The organism is Tatumella sp. UBA2305 (genome assembly GCF_002345795.1).
GTDB lineage: Bacteria > Pseudomonadota > Gammaproteobacteria > Enterobacterales > Enterobacteriaceae > Tatumella > Tatumella morbirosei.
Genome location: NZ_DDVT01000026.1, coordinates 1 through 16627, shown reverse-complemented (window position 1 = coordinate 16627; position 16627 = coordinate 1). Strand labels below are relative to the sequence as shown.

The following is a 16627-nucleotide window of genomic DNA, read 5'->3' as shown; positions in this document are numbered from 1 at the left end:
TCAGTACCCTGCTCTGTTTGGCCGGTAAACCGTTATTCTCAATGGTTTATCGGCCATATATGGTCTGTAAGTGACCCAACGGGCGAATACTGGCTGATCACTGTAAGTAAAAATAGACCGTCAGTACCTCTGGCTGACAAATTGTGTGTGATTTACTTACATCAGTACGTCATTAATACAGCCATCATCAACACTCAGGAAGTCGGTTCATACTCAATCTTTGGCCTGACCGCTAACTATCAGATCACCAAAGATCTGCGGGTAAATACCGGGATCAGTAACCTGCTGAATAAGAAAATCTATCGTTCGAATGAAGGTGCCTCTACCTATAACGAGCCAGGGCGTGCTTATTCAATGGGGATGACGGCATCATTCTGATGTCAGAAATCACTCAACCCGCTCTCCTGCGAGCTGAGTGATTATCTACGCCAGGCTAACTTCCGGAGTTAAAGCCGTCCGCGCATATCGTTTAGCCCGCCACTCCGGCATACTGCAACATCACCTGCAACAGCACATTAGCCCCCGCGGTCACATGTTCCGGAGAAGCATACTCCGCCTCGTTGTGGCTGATACCGTCTTTACAGGGAATAAAAATCATCCCTGCGGGCACCAGATAACTCATATACACTGCATCGTGCCCTGCACCGGAGACAATCTCCCGCGACGGATAGCCGAGTTTTTCTGCCGCTCCGGCAATGGCTGCCTGGCAGCCTTTATCAAAGGGGGCAGCCGGATAGTGGCTCACTTCTGTCAGTTCTATTTCCATGCCACTCTTCAGGCTAAGATCTGCAATAAAGGTTTTCAGTTCAGTATCCATTTCCGTCACCAGTTCATCACTGATATTGCGTAAATCGACAGAGAACTTCACTTCTCCAGGCACCACATTGCGGCTGTTCGGATAGACCTGAACACTGCCGACAGTACCCCGACCTTCCGGGGTTCTCCCGGCAATACTAATTACCTGCTGCATAATAAGGGTAGCAGTTTGCAGGGCATCTTTACGCAGGGACATTGGGGTCGGGCCTGCATGAGACTCCTGACCGGTGACTTTACAGTCATACCAGCGAATCCCCAGTACTCCCTGCACCACACCAATCACCTTATCTTCATCCTCCAGGATTGGCCCCTGCTCGATATGGGCTTCAAAATAGGCGCCGACCGGGTGGTCGCCGGGCATCTGTTCACCGATATAACCAATATTTTCCAGCTCACTGCCAACGGTTTTACCTTCACTGTCCTTAACGGCATAAATCTGTTCCAGTGGAAAAACCCCGGCAAATACCCCGGACCCCATCATCACCGGAACAAAGCGCGATCCCTCTTCATTGGTCCAGAAAACAACCTCCAGCGGGGCTTCGGTAACAATATCCCGGTCATTCAGGGTGCGGATAACTTCCAGTGCCGCCAGCACTCCATAATTTCCGTCGAATTTTCCACCTGTCGGCTGTGTATCAATATGGCTACCCGCCATTACCGGCAACAGTTTAGGATTTCGTCCTTCTCTGCGCATAAAAACATTGCCGATCTTATCGATGGTCACAGACAACCCTTCGGCTTTAGCCCAGCGAATGACCAAATCACGGCCCTGACGATCAAGGTCAGTCAACGCCAGACGGCGACAGCCGCCTTTAGCCGTCGCGCCAATTTCGGCCAGTTCCATTAAAGAACCCCATAACCTTTCGCCGTTAATCCGCAGGTCTGACATCGCAGAAACTGAATTTACCAGCACATCGTTAGTCATTATTTTTCTCCGGAAGAAAGTATTTTGGCCATCCCGACCAACCGCTGGTCACTACCACGCGGGCCAAGTAAAGAAATTCCCAGGGGTGCTCCGTCCACTTCAGCCATCGGCACGGTGACCTGTGGAGCTGCTGTCATGACAGCAATGATCAGTAAATCCTGAGAAAGACGACGGGTTACTTCTATCTGTTCTTCACTGGCTGTCAGTAACGGAGCTATCTCAGGGACTGTCGGTAACACCAGTATTCGTCCGGCCAGTTGCTGGTCCCACCATTCGGTAAACTGTTGCCGGGCACAGCAGGCGCTTTGGTATTGATCAGAGGTGATACCACGCCCAAAAGCAAAACGTGCCTCGATGTCCGGGCCGAGGCTCAGACTGTAACGTTCAATAACGTCCCCCTGTGCCTGCCATGCCTCATAACCCTGAATCACTCTGAAAGCATTAAACAGAGTTTCACGCTGTTCAGCCCAGTTCGGCACAGGCAGAAACTCCCCCCATAACCGACTGATTCTTTGTAAAACAGGGGTCAGTGCCTGCTGGCTTTTTTCCGGCAATCTTTCGAACAGATCACTGTTGCAGGCCAGCCGGATTTCAGCAGGCTGTGGGGCATCTTCACCGAGCAGACATTTTGCGACCAGTGAAAAATGTTGGGCATCAGAGGAAAAAAAGCCACAAGTATCCATGGAAGGAGCCAGTGCCTGACAGCCCTGCAACGAAATCCTCCCATGGGTCGGACGGATACCGAAAAGACCACAATAACTGGCCGGAGTACGTACCGAACCTCCGGTATCGGTTCCGAGGGCAATATCGCATAACCCGTTGGAAACCGCAGCGGCGGAACCCGAAGAAGATCCTCCGGGAATACGGTCCGGAGCCGCGCCATTTCGCGGAGTTCCATAGTGAATATTGTGACCACTCATGGAAAATGCCATTTCATTGGTATGCGTTTTTCCGACAAATCTCGCTCCGGCATCCAGTAGTTGCTGAACTGCCGGGGCTGTATGATTTTTGATGCCTGACAGTGCCAGAATATGCGGATTGCCCCCACCGGTGGGATACCCTGCCACATCAAATAAATCTTTTACTGCAAAAGTTAAACCACTTAACGGTCCCTGCTCTGCATGCTTCAGTTCAGTAAACGGATACGGCATAAATGACCGTGACGGGTCCCACATTGTTCCCTCCGGGAAAAGATTCCTGATGGCCATGTCCACGGCTACCGACAGGTAACTACAACGTAACCATCTGAATTAAAAAGATATGAGATATAAGCAAATGCCATACCAGCCGGACATGAAAGGCGAGTGATACCTGGAATTAAAAATAACCCATTGATTAAAAATGATAATTTTAAAGCGTCTGGCCTTTCTCGCATTATGCGATACACTTAAATGGCTGCACTAAATTGGGGAAATGCATTCACTTAGAGGACTACTCAGCGCAGAAAGCCTCCCTTCAATATCAGCGCATCCCAGTGTCAAAGCATCGGCTCCTGTTACTGCCGAATTGCCATACACCACCAGAAAACGCTAAAATTAGTTTTTATATCCGATGTTTCAGCTTAACAGCACGGATTAATCAGCATAATGGCATGATTAAACAGCCTGACAGGCCGATATCTGCCCTCTGACGCTAACAGGATGCCGCAATGTTAAAAGTCTGGATTATTCTTTTTATTTCTATCATCTCAGAAACCTTCGCAACCTCTATGATTAAATCTTCAGAAGGTTTTACGCGGTTACTTCCCTCTCTGGCGGTTATTTTTGGCTATACCATATCGTTTATCGGCTTATCACAGGTGGTCAAAGTCATGAACGTCGGAGTGGCTTATGCTATCTGGGCCGGGGTGGGTATCTGTCTGGTATCACTGATTTCCTGGCTGTTCTTTCATCAGAAACTGGATCTGCCGGCCGTCCTTGGTATTGCCCTGATTATCAGCGGTGTTATCGTCATTCAGCTATTCTCTAAATCAGTCTCACACTAAATATCACCCGTGTTGAGTCAGCGAACTCTCTGAATGACTTTACCCGCCTCTCAAAGTGACTCATATTGTGTCAGTCGTTCAGGTATTAATCGTATTCTTTAAGAAGTTATTCAGGTAACGAGAATTGCAATGGATATTCAGGCGAATTAAAACCCCGCATAGCGGGGTTCAGAATATCCATTATTAATGTGGCATTTCGGCATCCAGCCTGTCGGAAATGTTTTTCTTGATTGCCAGACAGACCTGATGATAACTGTACGCAGAATTGTCGGCAGGAATAATGAAAGCCCCCCCAACAGAATTTCCCACTGATACGAGAATTTTTCCTTCGTTCATGGATAACGTCAGTTCAACATGGGCAAAGCGATTTTTCAGGTCATTAACGGAAAGGTCGGTCATAATACCGAACTTCAGACGCTGCTCCGCATCCAGTTGTGCTTCACTCAGCCTGACAAACTCTGCCTTACCATTTACGGGTTCCCCGATGAAGGCAATTTTTGCTCTGTTATCCCCATGATACACCAGCGACTCCCGATACTCTTCGAGAATTTTTTCTGCACCCTCAATCAGATCTGCCAGCCTTTCCGTATATTTACGATCTAAAATTCTTTGTTTTTCCACCAAATCATCGTAGGTAATATTCATGGTTTTCTCCTTAACCGACCTTTCACTGATAATCATAGTAACTGCAGAAAATATTTCCTGTGCACTAAAGCCTGGTGGCCCTGCCAGAGCAGAGCCACCAGGCTATTTGTAATAATGCAGCCATTATTAACCTTATTTTTTGTCTTGTTTCTACATCTATTAATTCGCTTGATAAATGGAGATATTCCTGTCGTCCTTCCGGATGTACTCTTATATCAGGTTAAGACTAAAGACCGAAAAAAACATTTGGAAACCTGATTGTAACTTTGAGTAAAATATAGTTTATTTAGAATATTATTTCTAATAAGTAATCCAGGAACCTGTATCAATGTCCTGGATTATGCAGATTCGTTTTCACTAAAACAAAATGAAAACCGCAGGCTGACTTACGAAGCCGTAAAGAGAAAGATAAGTAATTGCAGGAACAGATAAATCCCGCCTACAGCGACTAATAAACCTGCCATCAGGGCAAACGGATTCGACGACTCATTAGTCCGGAATATGCAAAACCTGCAGGGTCATATTCATCGCCGTATCGAATGGTGTGACTGTTCTGACTATTTTCACCATGACACTGGCACCAACCCACAATTGATACAAACTTTCTGCAACTTTTTCTGGTTCGTCGTCGAGCGTCAATGACCCTTCCGTAGCACCGGCTTCCAATGCTTCTGCCAGGCGGGAAATAATACCAGCCGTTCCGTACATCAATGCCATACGCATTTTATCTGATAAGTCTGCCACTTCTGCCCCAAGTTTGACCGCCAGACATTTCCCCCGGCAATCATGGAATGACTGAGTAGCTCGCCATTGTTGCCAGTATTTTATCAGTCTCTGAGCGTTGTTAATCCCTGGCTCAGCCAGTGTCTGGTTGAGTTCGTCCAGATAGCCCTCAAAATAGTGCTCAAGCATGGCTACGCCAAACTCTTCTTTCGAGGAAAAATAATAATAAAAAGATCCCTTTGGAATATCTGATTCCTCAAGGATCTCTTTCAGCCCCACCGCCGAGAACCCTTTTCCTGCCATAATACGCTGGCCGGTGACAAGAATATGTTCACGGACATGATGATTTTGTTGTTTGGTTGCAGATTTCATGTCGTTAATTTATCAAAGGCCAGACCGGTCGTCTATGAAACAGACCAGCGTTACCCAAGGTTCAGGGTTAAAATTTTTATCCCTGAACAGGGGAGCTTTATTTCGCCAGTTGGTCCAGTAGCTGAACTGCCGCAGCTGCTGAAGACCCCGGGTTTTGACCGGTTATCAACAAACCATCGGTGACCACATAGGAACTCCAGTCTGCACCTTTGGAATAGATACCACCTTTTGCTATCAGCTCATCTTCTACCAGGAATGGCACCACCCGGGTCAGACCAACGGCTTCTTCTTCGGTATTGGTAAAACCGGTAACCTGACGGCCTGCAACCAACGGACTGCCATCCGGGGTTTTCACATGACGCAGCACACCTGGTGCATGACAAACAAAAGCAATATTTTTACCCGCAGAGAAAAATGACTCTATCAGCGCAATGGAATGCTTATCTTCTGCCAGATCCCATAGCGGACCGTGCCCCCCCGGATAAAATACTGCGTCAAATTCTGCCTGCGAAACGCTGTCCAGACGGACGGTGTTAGCCAGCTGTGCCACAGCATCAGCATCAGCTTCAAAACGATGGGTAAACTCAGTCTGGAAATCTGGTTCGTTACTTTTCGGGTCCAGCGGTGGATTTCCACCCAGCGGAGATGCCAGCACAATTTCAGCACCTGCATCTTTGAAGGCGTAGTAAGGCGCAGCCAGCTCTTCAAGCCAGAAACCCGTTTTACGGCCAGTGTCACCCAGTTTGTCGTGTGAGGTCAGTACCATCAGAATTTTCATTATCGATCTCCAAAATATAGATTCAGGATTAAGCAAACAGGTAATCAGTACGAACCATTAATAGACCGGTCGACTATTAATATGTGTCACCCGTAGCCATAAAACAGGGAACAATCCGAAGCTGGATTGAAGCATCGTAGCACCAGAGTGTGTCGATGTTTCAAAGCCACACCACCTTGTTCCGTATCTCTAAGCTAACAACTAATAGACCGGTCGTCTAGTTATTTTATCCGGACAGGTTAAATATTTTCCGGATTAAAATGTCAGGCAAGTAACGGTGTTACCACCTGAATTAACTATTTATCATCTTATTCATAAAGTTAATTATGATATCTTTTGTCCTGTGCGAACATATGACAAGCCGGTAATATTCGGGCTAAGTTCATTTAGTCTGAGGCAACTTTATCTCCTGATAAAAGAGAGTGCATTCCCCCACAGCCACTCGGAGTGCGGTAGACTATCTTGTTCTGCTTCAAAAGCTTTGGTCGGCGTTCATCCGCTGAACAAATTGTTTGTCTTTAATCGCGAAGTTCCTGAAAAAAATTCCCTTAATTATCAAACTCCCAACTCTCTGACCTGACAGGGCTGTCACGGGAATATGCAATTCATTGCATATTCCCGGGCCCGCATGAAGCGTGAATAGTCGCGATGGCTTTTATCTACGCCGGTGGGACGCTAAACAGAAGTTCAGACCAGATTACCCAAAACTTAAAATTGGTTACACGTTTTAAGTTTTAAGTTTTAAGTTTTAAGTTTTAAGTTTTAAGTTTTAAGTTTTAAGTTTTAAGTTTTAATATTAAACATATTTATGTTTCGGATTAAAGCCCGGGAGAGTGGCGAGTAAGTTCAGTCAATAACACGGGTCAGGCAGCAGTTTATGACAGAAAAACAAAATTGTACCGGTTATTGGTGATCTGAAAAATGGATGATTAAGCAAATGCAAAAATTCATCTTAGGGCGCATCTTCAGAAAGGGTTTTAGAAAACAAAAAACCGCCTGACGGCGGTTAAACGACATTGCACATATGTGCTTATTTTTGTTCATTTTAATCGGTGGTGCCCAGGGCGGGACTTGAACCCGCACAGCCATACAGCCGAGGGATTTTAAATTCTACGCAGTTTCTATGCACTACATAGCAGTACATTGCGAAACCTTGCTGTAAATGTGTCCCCTAATTAGCAAGTATGAGCAGAAGATGAATAGATATTGCTATCCTCGCGCATAAAACCCGCACAGATAAGTCTACATCTGCTTGTAGAATCAGCACCATCTCTTAAAAAAATCTCAGGTGACTGGCTTGGTAAATAAACCGTATTATCCCTAATCAGCAATGGATAGTATTACCCTATTGGTGTATAACTTTCGTAGGGGAAGATGAATCGCAACGGATAATCTAGACACTCCTGAGCTGTTGGTAATATTGGTTTTCATATTCAGTTGATGATAGCTGAACGCTTGAACCAAGCCAACGTTTGTTGTTAAAAACTCCGATGTAATCAAAAATATCGCTTCAGGATTCTTCTATTATTCCGAAGTATTTTTCCCTTATTCTTACACGCTCTAGTAACTGGAAAAAGCTTTCTGCTACAGTATTATCATGATAGACCCGGAGACGATGTAGAACCAGCTCGCGTCGGTGTGATTTTTAAAATGATTGCCATTCATTTCCCTTCATTATGAATAACTAGACTCATTGCAGCCGGAAGCACCGTAAGTATGACCACCGTGGCGACTAATAACCCGCCGATAATAGCATATGCCATCGGTCCCCAGAACACCTGTTCTGAAATCGGAATCATCCCAAGTATTGCCGCACAGGCGGTAAGCAGGATTGGTCGGGCACGGTGTTCGGCTGCTGTAATGATCGCATCGTCATATGCCATCCCTTTTTGTACATTACTATCCGCCTCACTGATAAAAATCACCGCGTTGCGTATTATCATACCCGACAGAGCAATAATTCCCAGCAGCGCGACGAATCCTATCGGAGTACCTGTCGGTAACATCGCCAAGACAATACCTATGAGCCCAAAAGGAGCCATTAGTAGCGCCAGCAGCATACGGGAAAATCGCCGAAGTTGTACCATCAACAGTGTCAGCATAACTGTCAGCGTCACGGGGAGCATGGCATAAATGGAATCATTGCCTTTCGCAGACTCAGCCACCGTCCCCCCTTCTTCTATCTGATAACCAGGCGGTAGTGAGGAACGTAATCGGTTAACCGACGGCAATAGTTGTTGTGATACTGACTCAGCCCCCATCCCAGGGGCTATATCAGACTGCACGGTAATATAAGGCAGCCGCTGACGCCGCCAGATAACCGGGTCCTCCATACTCCATTGCGTTGTGGCAACCTGACTGAGTGGTATTTTTTCTCCTTGGTTATTGGTGAGTATCATCTCGGAGAGTGTTGCCAAATCCTGACGTTCTGCATCATTTGCACGCAGTACCACATCAATTAGATGATGGCCGTCACGCATCGTGGTAACTCTCGTCCCAGACCAAACAGTATTCAGCATCTGAGCGATACTCTGTGAAGATACACCTGCGGCCCTGGCTGCTGTCTGATTCACATTAAGGGTGATCACTCGTTCTGGCTCTCCCGCAGTAAGGTTAACATTACGGGTACAGGAGGATTGACCGATCACCGAGGCTACTTCATGTGCTATCACTTTTACATGCTCATAGTCAGGCCCAGTAACACGGTATTTTACCGGCCAGCCCACCGGAGGACCGAGTTCTAATGGAGAAACACGGCTGGTGATGTCTCTGAACTGATGGGCCAGTAAATTATCCAACGTGCTTTCCAGTCGGTCACGTGCCCGCAAGTTTTTCGCTACGACAACCAACTGAGCGGTATTTTCATTATCCAGCAGGACATCCATCGGTAGGTAAAAACGGATTGCCCCGGAACCGACATAACTGGAAAAATGATCAACATCGGGATTACGGATTAGGGCTTTCTCCAGTCTGGCAACCTGAAGTCCCGTTTCGTGCTGAGAGGCGTCAGCCGCCAAAGTCAGACTGACCAATAATTCGGGACGGTCAGAAGAGGGGAAGAACTCACCCTGCATGAAAGTGGTGCCATACGCGGCCAGTCCCAGCAGCGCCAGTGCGATCCCAATAGTTTTTGCACGGTGTCGAAGGATCATGGCCAACAGACGATGATATCCGCGCCGGAGCTTTCCCGTAGCCGCGATGTCTAGATGTGTTTTCATTTTCACGGGTAAAATCTGTACACCGATAAGTGGCGAAAACAGGATGGCCACCACCCACGAACAGGTCAAAGCGATGAGTATCACAGCAAATAAGCTGTAGCAGTATTCTCCTGCGCTGGATGCAGCAAATCCCACCGGAATAAACCCAGCAATCATCACCAGCGTACCGGTCAGCATTGGAAATGCCGTTGTCTTGAAGGCATACGTCGCCGCCGCACGGCGTTCATCCCCCGCTTCAAGGCGCGCGACCATGGTTTCCACGGTGATCATCGCATCGTCAACGAGCAGACCGAGCGCGATGATCAGTGCGCCGAGCGAAATACGTTGCAGACCGATACCGGCAAGTAACATCCCGGTAAATGTCAGGGCCAGTACCAGCGGTATCGCGGCCGCTACGACCAGGCCAGCGCGCAGGCCCAATGACACAAACGACACGGCAAGCACGATGGCAATCGCTTCCGCTAACACATGAATAAATCCGCTGATGGCTTTTGCCACCACAACAGACTGATCGGCGACTTTCACCATCTCGATACCGTGCGGCAGCTGCTGACTGAGGCGCTTCATACGGGTATTCAGGGCTTGCCCAAAGTCGGTCATGTTCCCAGTCGCGGCCATAGAAATCGCCAAGCCAATAGCCGGCTTTCCGTTCACTCGGAACAACGGGGATGGGGGTTCTGCCGCTTCGCGCCGCACAGTCGCGATAGCCGTAAGGGGGATATAGCGATCATCAATATGCAGCGTGACCGCCTGTAGGCTCTTTTCCGACGTCAGCGCACCGCTGACACGAAGTGCGACCTTCTCACTGTCCGTGCGAAGTATGCCGGCGGGTTCAACCGCATTCTGCGCTTTTAGCGCGTCACTGACCTGTTGCAGGGTTATCCCCATCCCCGCCAGCTGGCGCGGGGAGAATGCGATGACGAGTTGTTCTTCCTGCACCCCAATCAGGCGTATTTTCCCTACGTCCGGCAGCGATATGAGGTCGCGGCGAATATCTTCGACTCGGTCACGCAATTCCTGCGGAGTAAATCCCTCGGCGGTAAACCCATAGATAGTGCCAAAAGTATCATCAAATTCGTCATCGACCTCTGGCCCCTGTACGCCGGATGGCAGTGAAGGCGTGATATCCTGCATCTTTTTGCGTACCTGATACCAAATGCCGGGTACTTGAGCCGGTGGGGTATCATCCCTTAGGTTGACAAAGATGACGGACTGGCCAGCATGAGTGTCACTTTCAACATAATCCAGATAGGGGATCTCTTGGAGTTTTTTCTCCAGGGTGTCTGTCACTAAGTTGACCGTATCCTGCACGGTGGCCCCTGGCCAAGAGGCCGATACTACCGCCGTCTTGATCGTAAAAGCAGGGTCTTCGTTACGCGGCAGTTTTTCATAGCTCAGAATACCGGCAGCCATGACCAGCAGCATAAAAAAAGTGACGAGTTGTTGATTATCAAGCGCCCAGGTCGAGAGGTTGAAAGATGAACGATTCATTCGGCAGCTTCTCCAAGGGTAACGGCTTCTCCCTGTCGCAGCTGGCTGACGCCTGCAATCACTACCGCCTCACCAGGCGATACCCCGGCAGATACAAGGATCGCGCTGGCAGTATATCCGCCCAAGGTAATGACTCTTAATTCCAGCTGGTGGGTGCGTTGATTGACCACGAACACCGCCGGTTTTCCTCCCGACCACGTGAGCGCAGACGCTGGCAGTGATATCAAATCCGGCCCCGATTTGACCTGCCTGACCTGCACATTGGCACCCAGCATCATCGCGGATGGCGGATGTGAGAGGCGAATACGCACGCGCCAAGTGCGGGTCTGAGGATCGGCCTGTGGGCTGATATCACGTAGCGTACCCGTACAGTTCACTGTCGGATCACTGACAAGTGAAATGATGAAGGTCCCTGTCGGGTGGGAAAACTGTTGTGGGTCTGCAACATCGATGACGGCATCCCGCCCGCCACGCACTGCCAGGGTGACTAAGGGCTGTCCAGCACTCAGTACCTGCCCCGGCTGGGCGCTGACCTTTGTTATCACACCGGCGGCGGGTGCGGTCAGATGCGTCCAGCTCAGATGATCCTGTGCAGTCTTCAGAGCGGCTTCAGTGCTCTGAAGACGGGAGGCTGCACTTTGCCAGTCTGAACGCGCGGTATCTACCTGTACGCGTGCAATGGCCCCGGATGGCATCAGTTGCGTCATGCGTTTTAGGTTCAGGGCCGCGAGGCGCTCAGCAGACAGAGCACTGGCAACGTCGGCACGTGCGCTACTGAGCTCATTCTGTGGCGTATCGCTCTCCAGCGTGCCAAGCGGTTGACCATATTCGACACTGTCCCCGACATCAACGGTACGTGTCAGTACGCGGCCATCGAGTCGAAATCCCAAGTCCACTTCATCATGGGCGCGGATCTCTCCGGTCTGGACAAGCTGATCCGTTGCGGCCGGTGCGGGTGCCGTGATGGTACGCACCGGCCTGGGCGGTGCTGCCTGTTGCTCCGGCTTTCCGCCGCAGGCAGTGAGAACCAGTACCACCGGTAGCACCAGTAGACAGTAGCCCGGTAGAGCCAGTCGGTGGAGGATGCAAAAGTGGCGCAATACCTGCCGCATACAATCGGACAGGTGAGAAAAGTTTTCCGTCATGACAGTGTTCCTGAGCAAGATTCCGGTCATTCAACCGCAGCAATGTCAGGATTTACACCTGCTTTCTGTCAGGAAGCTGTCAAGACCTAAGATTTATCCGTGAATATTTCCGGTAGGCAACGTGATGGTTATCACAAGTCCTCGCGGATGTCCTTGAGTCGCGTCAATGCTGCCACCGTGAGCTTCGCAGATGCCGCGTGCGATGGAAAGACCCAATCCACTGCCACCGGAATGTCGAGCACGTGACGAGTCTCCTCGGGTAAAGCGCTCAAACATAACTGGAAGAAAATCGACTGGCGCCCCCGGACCACGGTCGCAGAAAACCATTTCACATCCCATCGGCACTTTTCGGGCCACGGCGGTTAGCACTCCTCCCTCTGCCGCATAACGCAGGGCATTCTCCATCACAATAGTCATCACCTGCCCCAAACGGATCGGGTCAGCTTCACAGAGGCAGGGGATATCAGAGGTAACGCTGATACGTATCCCCGCCTCTCGCGCCTGGGGTGCAAGCCATGCCGCGCGTTCGTTCAGTAGCCCCGTCAGATCCGTGACCGATTTATTCAGGCTAAGCTGACCGGCATCCGCTAAAGACAGTAAATGCAGCTCATCGGTCAGGCGGCTGAGAAATTGCAGTTGCTTCATCACCATTGCCAATTGCTGAGGGTCTGGGCTAAACACACCGTCTATCATCCCCTGTAAACGACCAATTGCCGCCGTCAGTGGCGAACGTAACTCATGCGCCATCGCCACATGGGATGCCCGCAGTTCGCGATCATAGCGCGCCAGTTGCTGCATCATCGTATTAAAGTCACGTGTAAAGCGTCCCATCTCCAGAGGGGCATCGTCCACCTGCGCTGCCTGAGCACTGAAGTCACCTGAGGAGACTGCGCTTGCCGCCGTCGTCAGGTGCCCGAACTGCGCCGCTAAAGGCCGTGCTGAACGTAATCCCAGCACCACAATAAAAGGAATGATGACCACGACGAGAATACCGACCGTCAGCCAATCCGCCGAAGCGATGGAAGGATCTGAGTAGCTGATCCCCCACCATGCATCGACAATCTGATGAAAACGGATCGGATCCGATGCTGGATGTGCACGAAGCAGGGTAAACTCCTCACGCAGGGCCGGTGGCATTCGGTGCTGTATCCACAGACTCTCAATGGCGAAACGCAGCCACATGCACAGTGCAATCACCACTACGGAACCCACTGCTAGCGCCAGAATCCGCACACAAATCCAGCGCCACAGGGTCTGCTGCTGTAATGTCTTCATGGCTGACGAAACCGGTAACCGACACCACGCACATTCACCAGCACGCCTGAAATACCGGCTGCCTCTAGCTTTTTACGCAGATTATAGACGTGAGTATCAACCGCCCTCTCCAACGCATCACTCTCCGGTAGACAGCGCTCCAGAAGCATCTGACGTGAAAAAGGCCGAACTGGCGCCTCCATAAGTGTAGTCAGTAGACTGAATTCCGTGGGCGTCAGTTCGAGGATCGTGCGCTGGCCATCATCATGATTGACCCTGGCAGTCATCATCGTGGTATCAACCTCCAGTCCCTGCCAACGTAATAACGCCACTTCCGGCCCTTGTGAGATCCGCCGAAGCACCGCCTGAACACGGGCAACGACCTCACCAGGGTTATAGGGTTTCACAACATAGTCATCAGCACCGTAGCGCAGGGCTCCAATTTTATCCGGCATATCCCCCATGGCAGTCACCATGATAACCGGTGTACTGCCTTGACGTCGGACGGCGGTAAGGATTTCAGTGCCATTCATACCCGGCAACATCACATCAAGTAGGATCAGGTCAGGTCGCAGACGCTGGATCAGCTCTAAACCCAAACGGCCATCATGCACCATAGACACTTCATAGTTTTCTCGGCGTAAATACGCTCCCAGCACATCTGCCGCATCCGTATCGTCTTCAATAATTAATATTCGTTTTCCGGACATTCTGCCCACCTTGACTGTTTCTTTATAAACCCCTGACAGTTTACTGACACTGTCCCCGTATATTCACTTTGCATACGCGACCCACGACAACTATCTGCTGACAATTCAGATACGGAGGATGACAATGATAACCAGAAAATTCACGTTGTATATGGCCTGCTTAATACTGACAGGTACTGCAAGTGTTGTACGGGCAGATGATACTGCCTCACCACAGAAAAATTTTTCCATCGGAATGGCTGGTCAGAGTTTACCCCGCTACAACGGAGCAGATAAGCGCCGCTGGCAGATCGTTCCGTTGCTTCAGGCTCGGGATGACGCATTTTTTGTTGATTCTCAAAAAGGGCTCGGCTATGACCTGCAGACCAACAATGGATTTTACCTAGAACATACGCTTGGCTATGGCTTGGGACGCTCAGAACAGAATTCGAACTGGCGTGATAGTAGCGACAATCTGAAAGGTATGGGTAATATTAAAGCGTCGGTCAACACCGCTATCGCGATAGGCTGGTCAGTCAATCCCTTTCTAACATTTGAAGGTAAAGCAACCCTACCACTGAGCGATAGCCAGGGCGTTAATTACCAAACGTCTGTCACTTTACTACCTATACAAAACAGTACGGACACAGTGGCGTTAAGCACTGCAGCATTATTCGGCGACAGTCGGTATATGAATACTTTTTATGGTGTCAGCAATGAACAAAGCCGCCGAAGTGGCTACATGGAATATCAAGCTCCCAGTGGCTTTTATGGCACGGATACCAACCTGACTTGGAGTCATCAATTCACCCCGCACTGGGGAGGACTCGTTAGTGCCGACTACGACTGGCTGGATAAACATGCTGATAAGAGTCCAATCGTCGTCCAGCATAATGAGGCTACATTCACCCTCGGCGTACTTTATACATTTTGAGCATAACTGATATATATATATGGCAATTGTAAGCATACCCGTTTTAGTTCCCGCCACTTTTTGAGGTTTCGGTTTATTCAACAAAGCCGGGCTGTGTCTTCAGTTACCACACAGGAGGTACAGGGTACGCGAATGGAAGTCATAAAAGCACGTCAAAAACACCAATACACACTAAATTAATAAGTTGGTAGCACTACCCAGAAATATAATTGGATAGTACTATTAGAATTACACTCTCTGCTCTTAGTAGCATACAAATAACAAATAACAAATAACAAATAACAAATAAAGGAACCATGATTTTATGGAACTCTCAATATTTGAAAAATCGACACATATCAAAACAATAAAACTATTGACTGATAAGTTATCAGGCATTGTATTAACCAGTAGAGGCATCATTGACTATGCTTCACCAATACCTGTTTTTGGACGCATTTCTCTTTCAAAAATAGCCACTTTAGGACTAAACCCTAGTGATAAAGAGTTCAATGACAGAAACCATAATGAAATATTAGGGCATAAACGACGATTTAATACCCTGAATTCGTTAAACATAAGCAACTGGCAAAATTTAGATGAGAAATCAATTCATATGATTGCTGAATCATGCGAAGAGTATTTTGAAAGAAATCCTTATAACTCATGGTTTAAACCACTTGACAACTTAATCTCTGATTCTGGGTTTAGTTATTATGGCAAATATTCAAATGCATGCCACCTGGATCTAATACCATTTGCAACGTATAAAAAGTGGTCATCACTGGAGAAAGCGAGTAAAGATTTTTTACTGCGGGATCTTTCCCCGCACTTAGGGGAAATCATTAAAAACTCAAACATTCAAATATTAATTCTAAATGGAAAGTCAGTAATTGATAACTTTCAAAAAACATCTGACGTATCACTATCAGAACATCAAGAACCATCGTTTGACTTGCATAGAAATGGATGCAATAACGTTTTAGGATACGAATACACTGGTTTTTTTAGGACTATATCTGGAGTTGATATTGGCAGGAAAATATATGTTTATGGATTCAATCATAACTTGCAAAGCAGTTTTGGTGTATCTAAGGCTGTTATAAACAATATGAAAAAGAGATTGAAAGCATATTGTGAATCTCTTCGGTAATACTATTGACCTGATCATTGCCAACTGGATGAAGCTAATTTTTACTCAGTTTGCACCAAATGATCTTAAATGTGGTGCTTAAAGAGACACCAACTGATTGGTAGCATTGATCCAGTGGTGTAAAACCCCCGTAGGGGAAAGGCACATACTACTTACCCTATGCATATACTCATAGAACAAAGGCTAACTTATGTTTGAGAAATACTTAGAGATACCTAACGATGGTCGCGATAAAAAGAACAGAGAGCTATTAGACAGTTATCAAGCAGACATTAATGAATTATCTAATATTTTCACTGAAGCTCAATTATTCACACTTTTCACTGAGCAAGATGATTCAGGTAGAATTAAAATGAAAGTGATTCCTAATATTGTAGAAATACTGGGTTCATCGCTGAAAACATCTAAACAGATAAATTTTTTTCAACATGTTTCTCTCCTTAAGAGATGGATATGCTTACAATCTAAGGAATATTCTCTACTAAGCATTAAAATTTACGGGTAATCCCCCCTAAAAACCG

At 48.1% G+C, this 16627-nt stretch carries 13 protein-coding genes and 2 pseudogenes; 5 read left to right on the top strand and 10 right to left on the bottom strand.

Annotation, left to right across the window (positions count from 1 at the left end; genetic code table 11):
* Positions 1-186 precede the first annotated feature (186 nt).
* A pseudogene (locus B3Z23_RS17885) lies at positions 187-378 on the top strand (hypothetical protein); the annotation flags it as partial.
* Between the two features lie 91 nt (positions 379-469).
* Here the strand turns inward: B3Z23_RS17885 and B3Z23_RS17880 are convergent.
* Complete coding sequence (locus B3Z23_RS17880; protein ID WP_294912628.1) at positions 470-1741, bottom strand: Zn-dependent hydrolase; 1272 nt, start codon at positions 1739-1741, stop codon at positions 470-472.
* A complete protein-coding gene (locus B3Z23_RS17875) occupies positions 1741-2916 on the bottom strand; it encodes an amidase (RefSeq protein WP_294912626.1) in 1176 nt (391 codons plus the stop codon). The genes B3Z23_RS17880 and B3Z23_RS17875 overlap by 1 nt, the downstream gene beginning before the upstream one ends.
* 473 nt (positions 2917-3389) lie before the next feature.
* On the opposite strand from B3Z23_RS17875, the gene B3Z23_RS17870 reads away from it, so the two are divergent.
* Positions 3390-3725 carry a DMT family transporter gene (locus B3Z23_RS17870; RefSeq protein ID WP_294912625.1) on the top strand — a complete coding sequence of 112 codons (336 nt, stop codon included), beginning with the start codon at positions 3390-3392 and terminating at the stop codon, positions 3723-3725.
* Positions 3726-3908: 183 nt separating this feature from the next.
* Here B3Z23_RS17870 and B3Z23_RS17865 read toward each other — a convergent pair whose 3' ends face one another.
* The 8 genes and pseudogenes from B3Z23_RS17865 to B3Z23_RS17830 all read right to left on the bottom strand — a co-directional run bounded on the left by B3Z23_RS17865 (position 3909) and on the right by B3Z23_RS17830 (position 14061).
* Positions 3909-4370 (bottom strand): hypothetical protein, encoded by a 462-nt coding sequence (locus tag B3Z23_RS17865; protein ID WP_294912623.1) that lies wholly within the window; start codon positions 4368-4370, stop codon positions 3909-3911.
* Positions 4371-4859: 489 nt separating this feature from the next.
* Entirely contained in the window at positions 4860-5465 is a 606-nt protein-coding gene (locus B3Z23_RS17860; protein WP_294912621.1) for a TetR/AcrR family transcriptional regulator, read from the bottom strand.
* 97 nt (positions 5466-5562) lie between these two features.
* The gene (locus B3Z23_RS17855; protein WP_294912619.1) at positions 5563-6243 is read right to left on the bottom strand and encodes a type 1 glutamine amidotransferase domain-containing protein; all 681 of its coding nucleotides are present in this window, start codon (positions 6241-6243) and stop codon (positions 5563-5565) included.
* Between the two features lie 1393 nt (positions 6244-7636).
* Positions 7637-7909 (bottom strand): annotated as a pseudogene (locus B3Z23_RS17850) (IS3 family transposase); the annotation flags it as partial.
* Positions 7905-10952 (bottom strand): efflux RND transporter permease subunit, encoded by a 3048-nt coding sequence (locus B3Z23_RS17845; RefSeq protein WP_294912618.1) that lies wholly within the window; start codon positions 10950-10952, stop codon positions 7905-7907. The gene B3Z23_RS17845 and the pseudogene B3Z23_RS17850, both read right to left, overlap by 5 nt.
* Entirely contained in the window at positions 10949-12097 is a 1149-nt protein-coding gene (locus tag B3Z23_RS17840) for an efflux RND transporter periplasmic adaptor subunit (protein ID WP_294912616.1), read from the bottom strand. The genes B3Z23_RS17845 and B3Z23_RS17840 overlap by 4 nt, the downstream gene beginning before the upstream one ends.
* Positions 12098-12190: 93 nt before the next feature.
* On the bottom strand, positions 12191-13372 hold the full coding sequence (locus B3Z23_RS17835; protein WP_294912615.1) for a sensor histidine kinase: 1182 nt from the start codon (positions 13370-13372) through the stop codon (positions 12191-12193).
* Positions 13369-14061 (bottom strand): response regulator, encoded by a 693-nt coding sequence (locus B3Z23_RS17830; RefSeq protein WP_294912614.1) that lies wholly within the window; start codon positions 14059-14061, stop codon positions 13369-13371. The genes B3Z23_RS17835 and B3Z23_RS17830 overlap by 4 nt, the downstream gene beginning before the upstream one ends.
* Before the next feature lie 124 nt (positions 14062-14185).
* Here B3Z23_RS17830 and B3Z23_RS17825 point away from each other — a divergent pair, with 124 nt between their 5' ends.
* From B3Z23_RS17825 to B3Z23_RS17815, 3 genes are all read left to right on the top strand, one after another.
* On the top strand, positions 14186-14974 hold the full coding sequence (locus tag B3Z23_RS17825; protein ID WP_294912612.1) for a MipA/OmpV family protein: 789 nt from the start codon (positions 14186-14188) through the stop codon (positions 14972-14974).
* A 304-nt stretch (positions 14975-15278) separates the two neighbouring features.
* Positions 15279-16106, top strand: coding sequence for a hypothetical protein (locus B3Z23_RS17820; protein ID WP_294912611.1), 828 nt, complete (start codon positions 15279-15281; stop codon positions 16104-16106).
* Positions 16107-16296: 190 nt separating this feature from the next.
* Positions 16297-16611, top strand: a complete 315-nt coding sequence (locus tag B3Z23_RS17815) for a hypothetical protein (protein ID WP_294912609.1) — start codon at positions 16297-16299, stop codon at positions 16609-16611.
* Positions 16612-16627: the final 16 nt, after the last annotated feature.

Coding starts and splice junctions, on each gene's coding strand:
- B3Z23_RS17875 (WP_294912626.1), bottom strand. CDS start 2,916: ATGTGGGACCCGTCACGGTCATTTATGCCGTATCCGTTTACTGAACTG.
- B3Z23_RS17840 (WP_294912616.1), bottom strand. CDS start 12,097: ATGACGGAAAACTTTTCTCACCTGTCCGATTGTATGCGGCAGGTATTG.
- B3Z23_RS17880 (WP_294912628.1), bottom strand. CDS start 1,741: ATGACTAACGATGTGCTGGTAAATTCAGTTTCTGCGATGTCAGACCTG.
- B3Z23_RS17870 (WP_294912625.1), top strand. CDS start 3,390: ATGTTAAAAGTCTGGATTATTCTTTTTATTTCTATCATCTCAGAAACC.
- B3Z23_RS17825 (WP_294912612.1), top strand. CDS start 14,186: ATGATAACCAGAAAATTCACGTTGTATATGGCCTGCTTAATACTGACA.
- B3Z23_RS17865 (WP_294912623.1), bottom strand. CDS start 4,370: ATGAATATTACCTACGATGATTTGGTGGAAAAACAAAGAATTTTAGAT.
- B3Z23_RS17835 (WP_294912615.1), bottom strand. CDS start 13,372: ATGAAGACATTACAGCAGCAGACCCTGTGGCGCTGGATTTGTGTGCGG.
- B3Z23_RS17855 (WP_294912619.1), bottom strand. CDS start 6,243: ATGAAAATTCTGATGGTACTGACCTCACACGACAAACTGGGTGACACT.
- B3Z23_RS17815 (WP_294912609.1), top strand. CDS start 16,297: ATGTTTGAGAAATACTTAGAGATACCTAACGATGGTCGCGATAAAAAG.
- B3Z23_RS17845 (WP_294912618.1), bottom strand. CDS start 10,952: ATGAATCGTTCATCTTTCAACCTCTCGACCTGGGCGCTTGATAATCAA.
- B3Z23_RS17860 (WP_294912621.1), bottom strand. CDS start 5,465: ATGAAATCTGCAACCAAACAACAAAATCATCATGTCCGTGAACATATT.
- B3Z23_RS17830 (WP_294912614.1), bottom strand. CDS start 14,061: ATGTCCGGAAAACGAATATTAATTATTGAAGACGATACGGATGCGGCA.
- B3Z23_RS17820 (WP_294912611.1), top strand. CDS start 15,279: ATGGAACTCTCAATATTTGAAAAATCGACACATATCAAAACAATAAAA.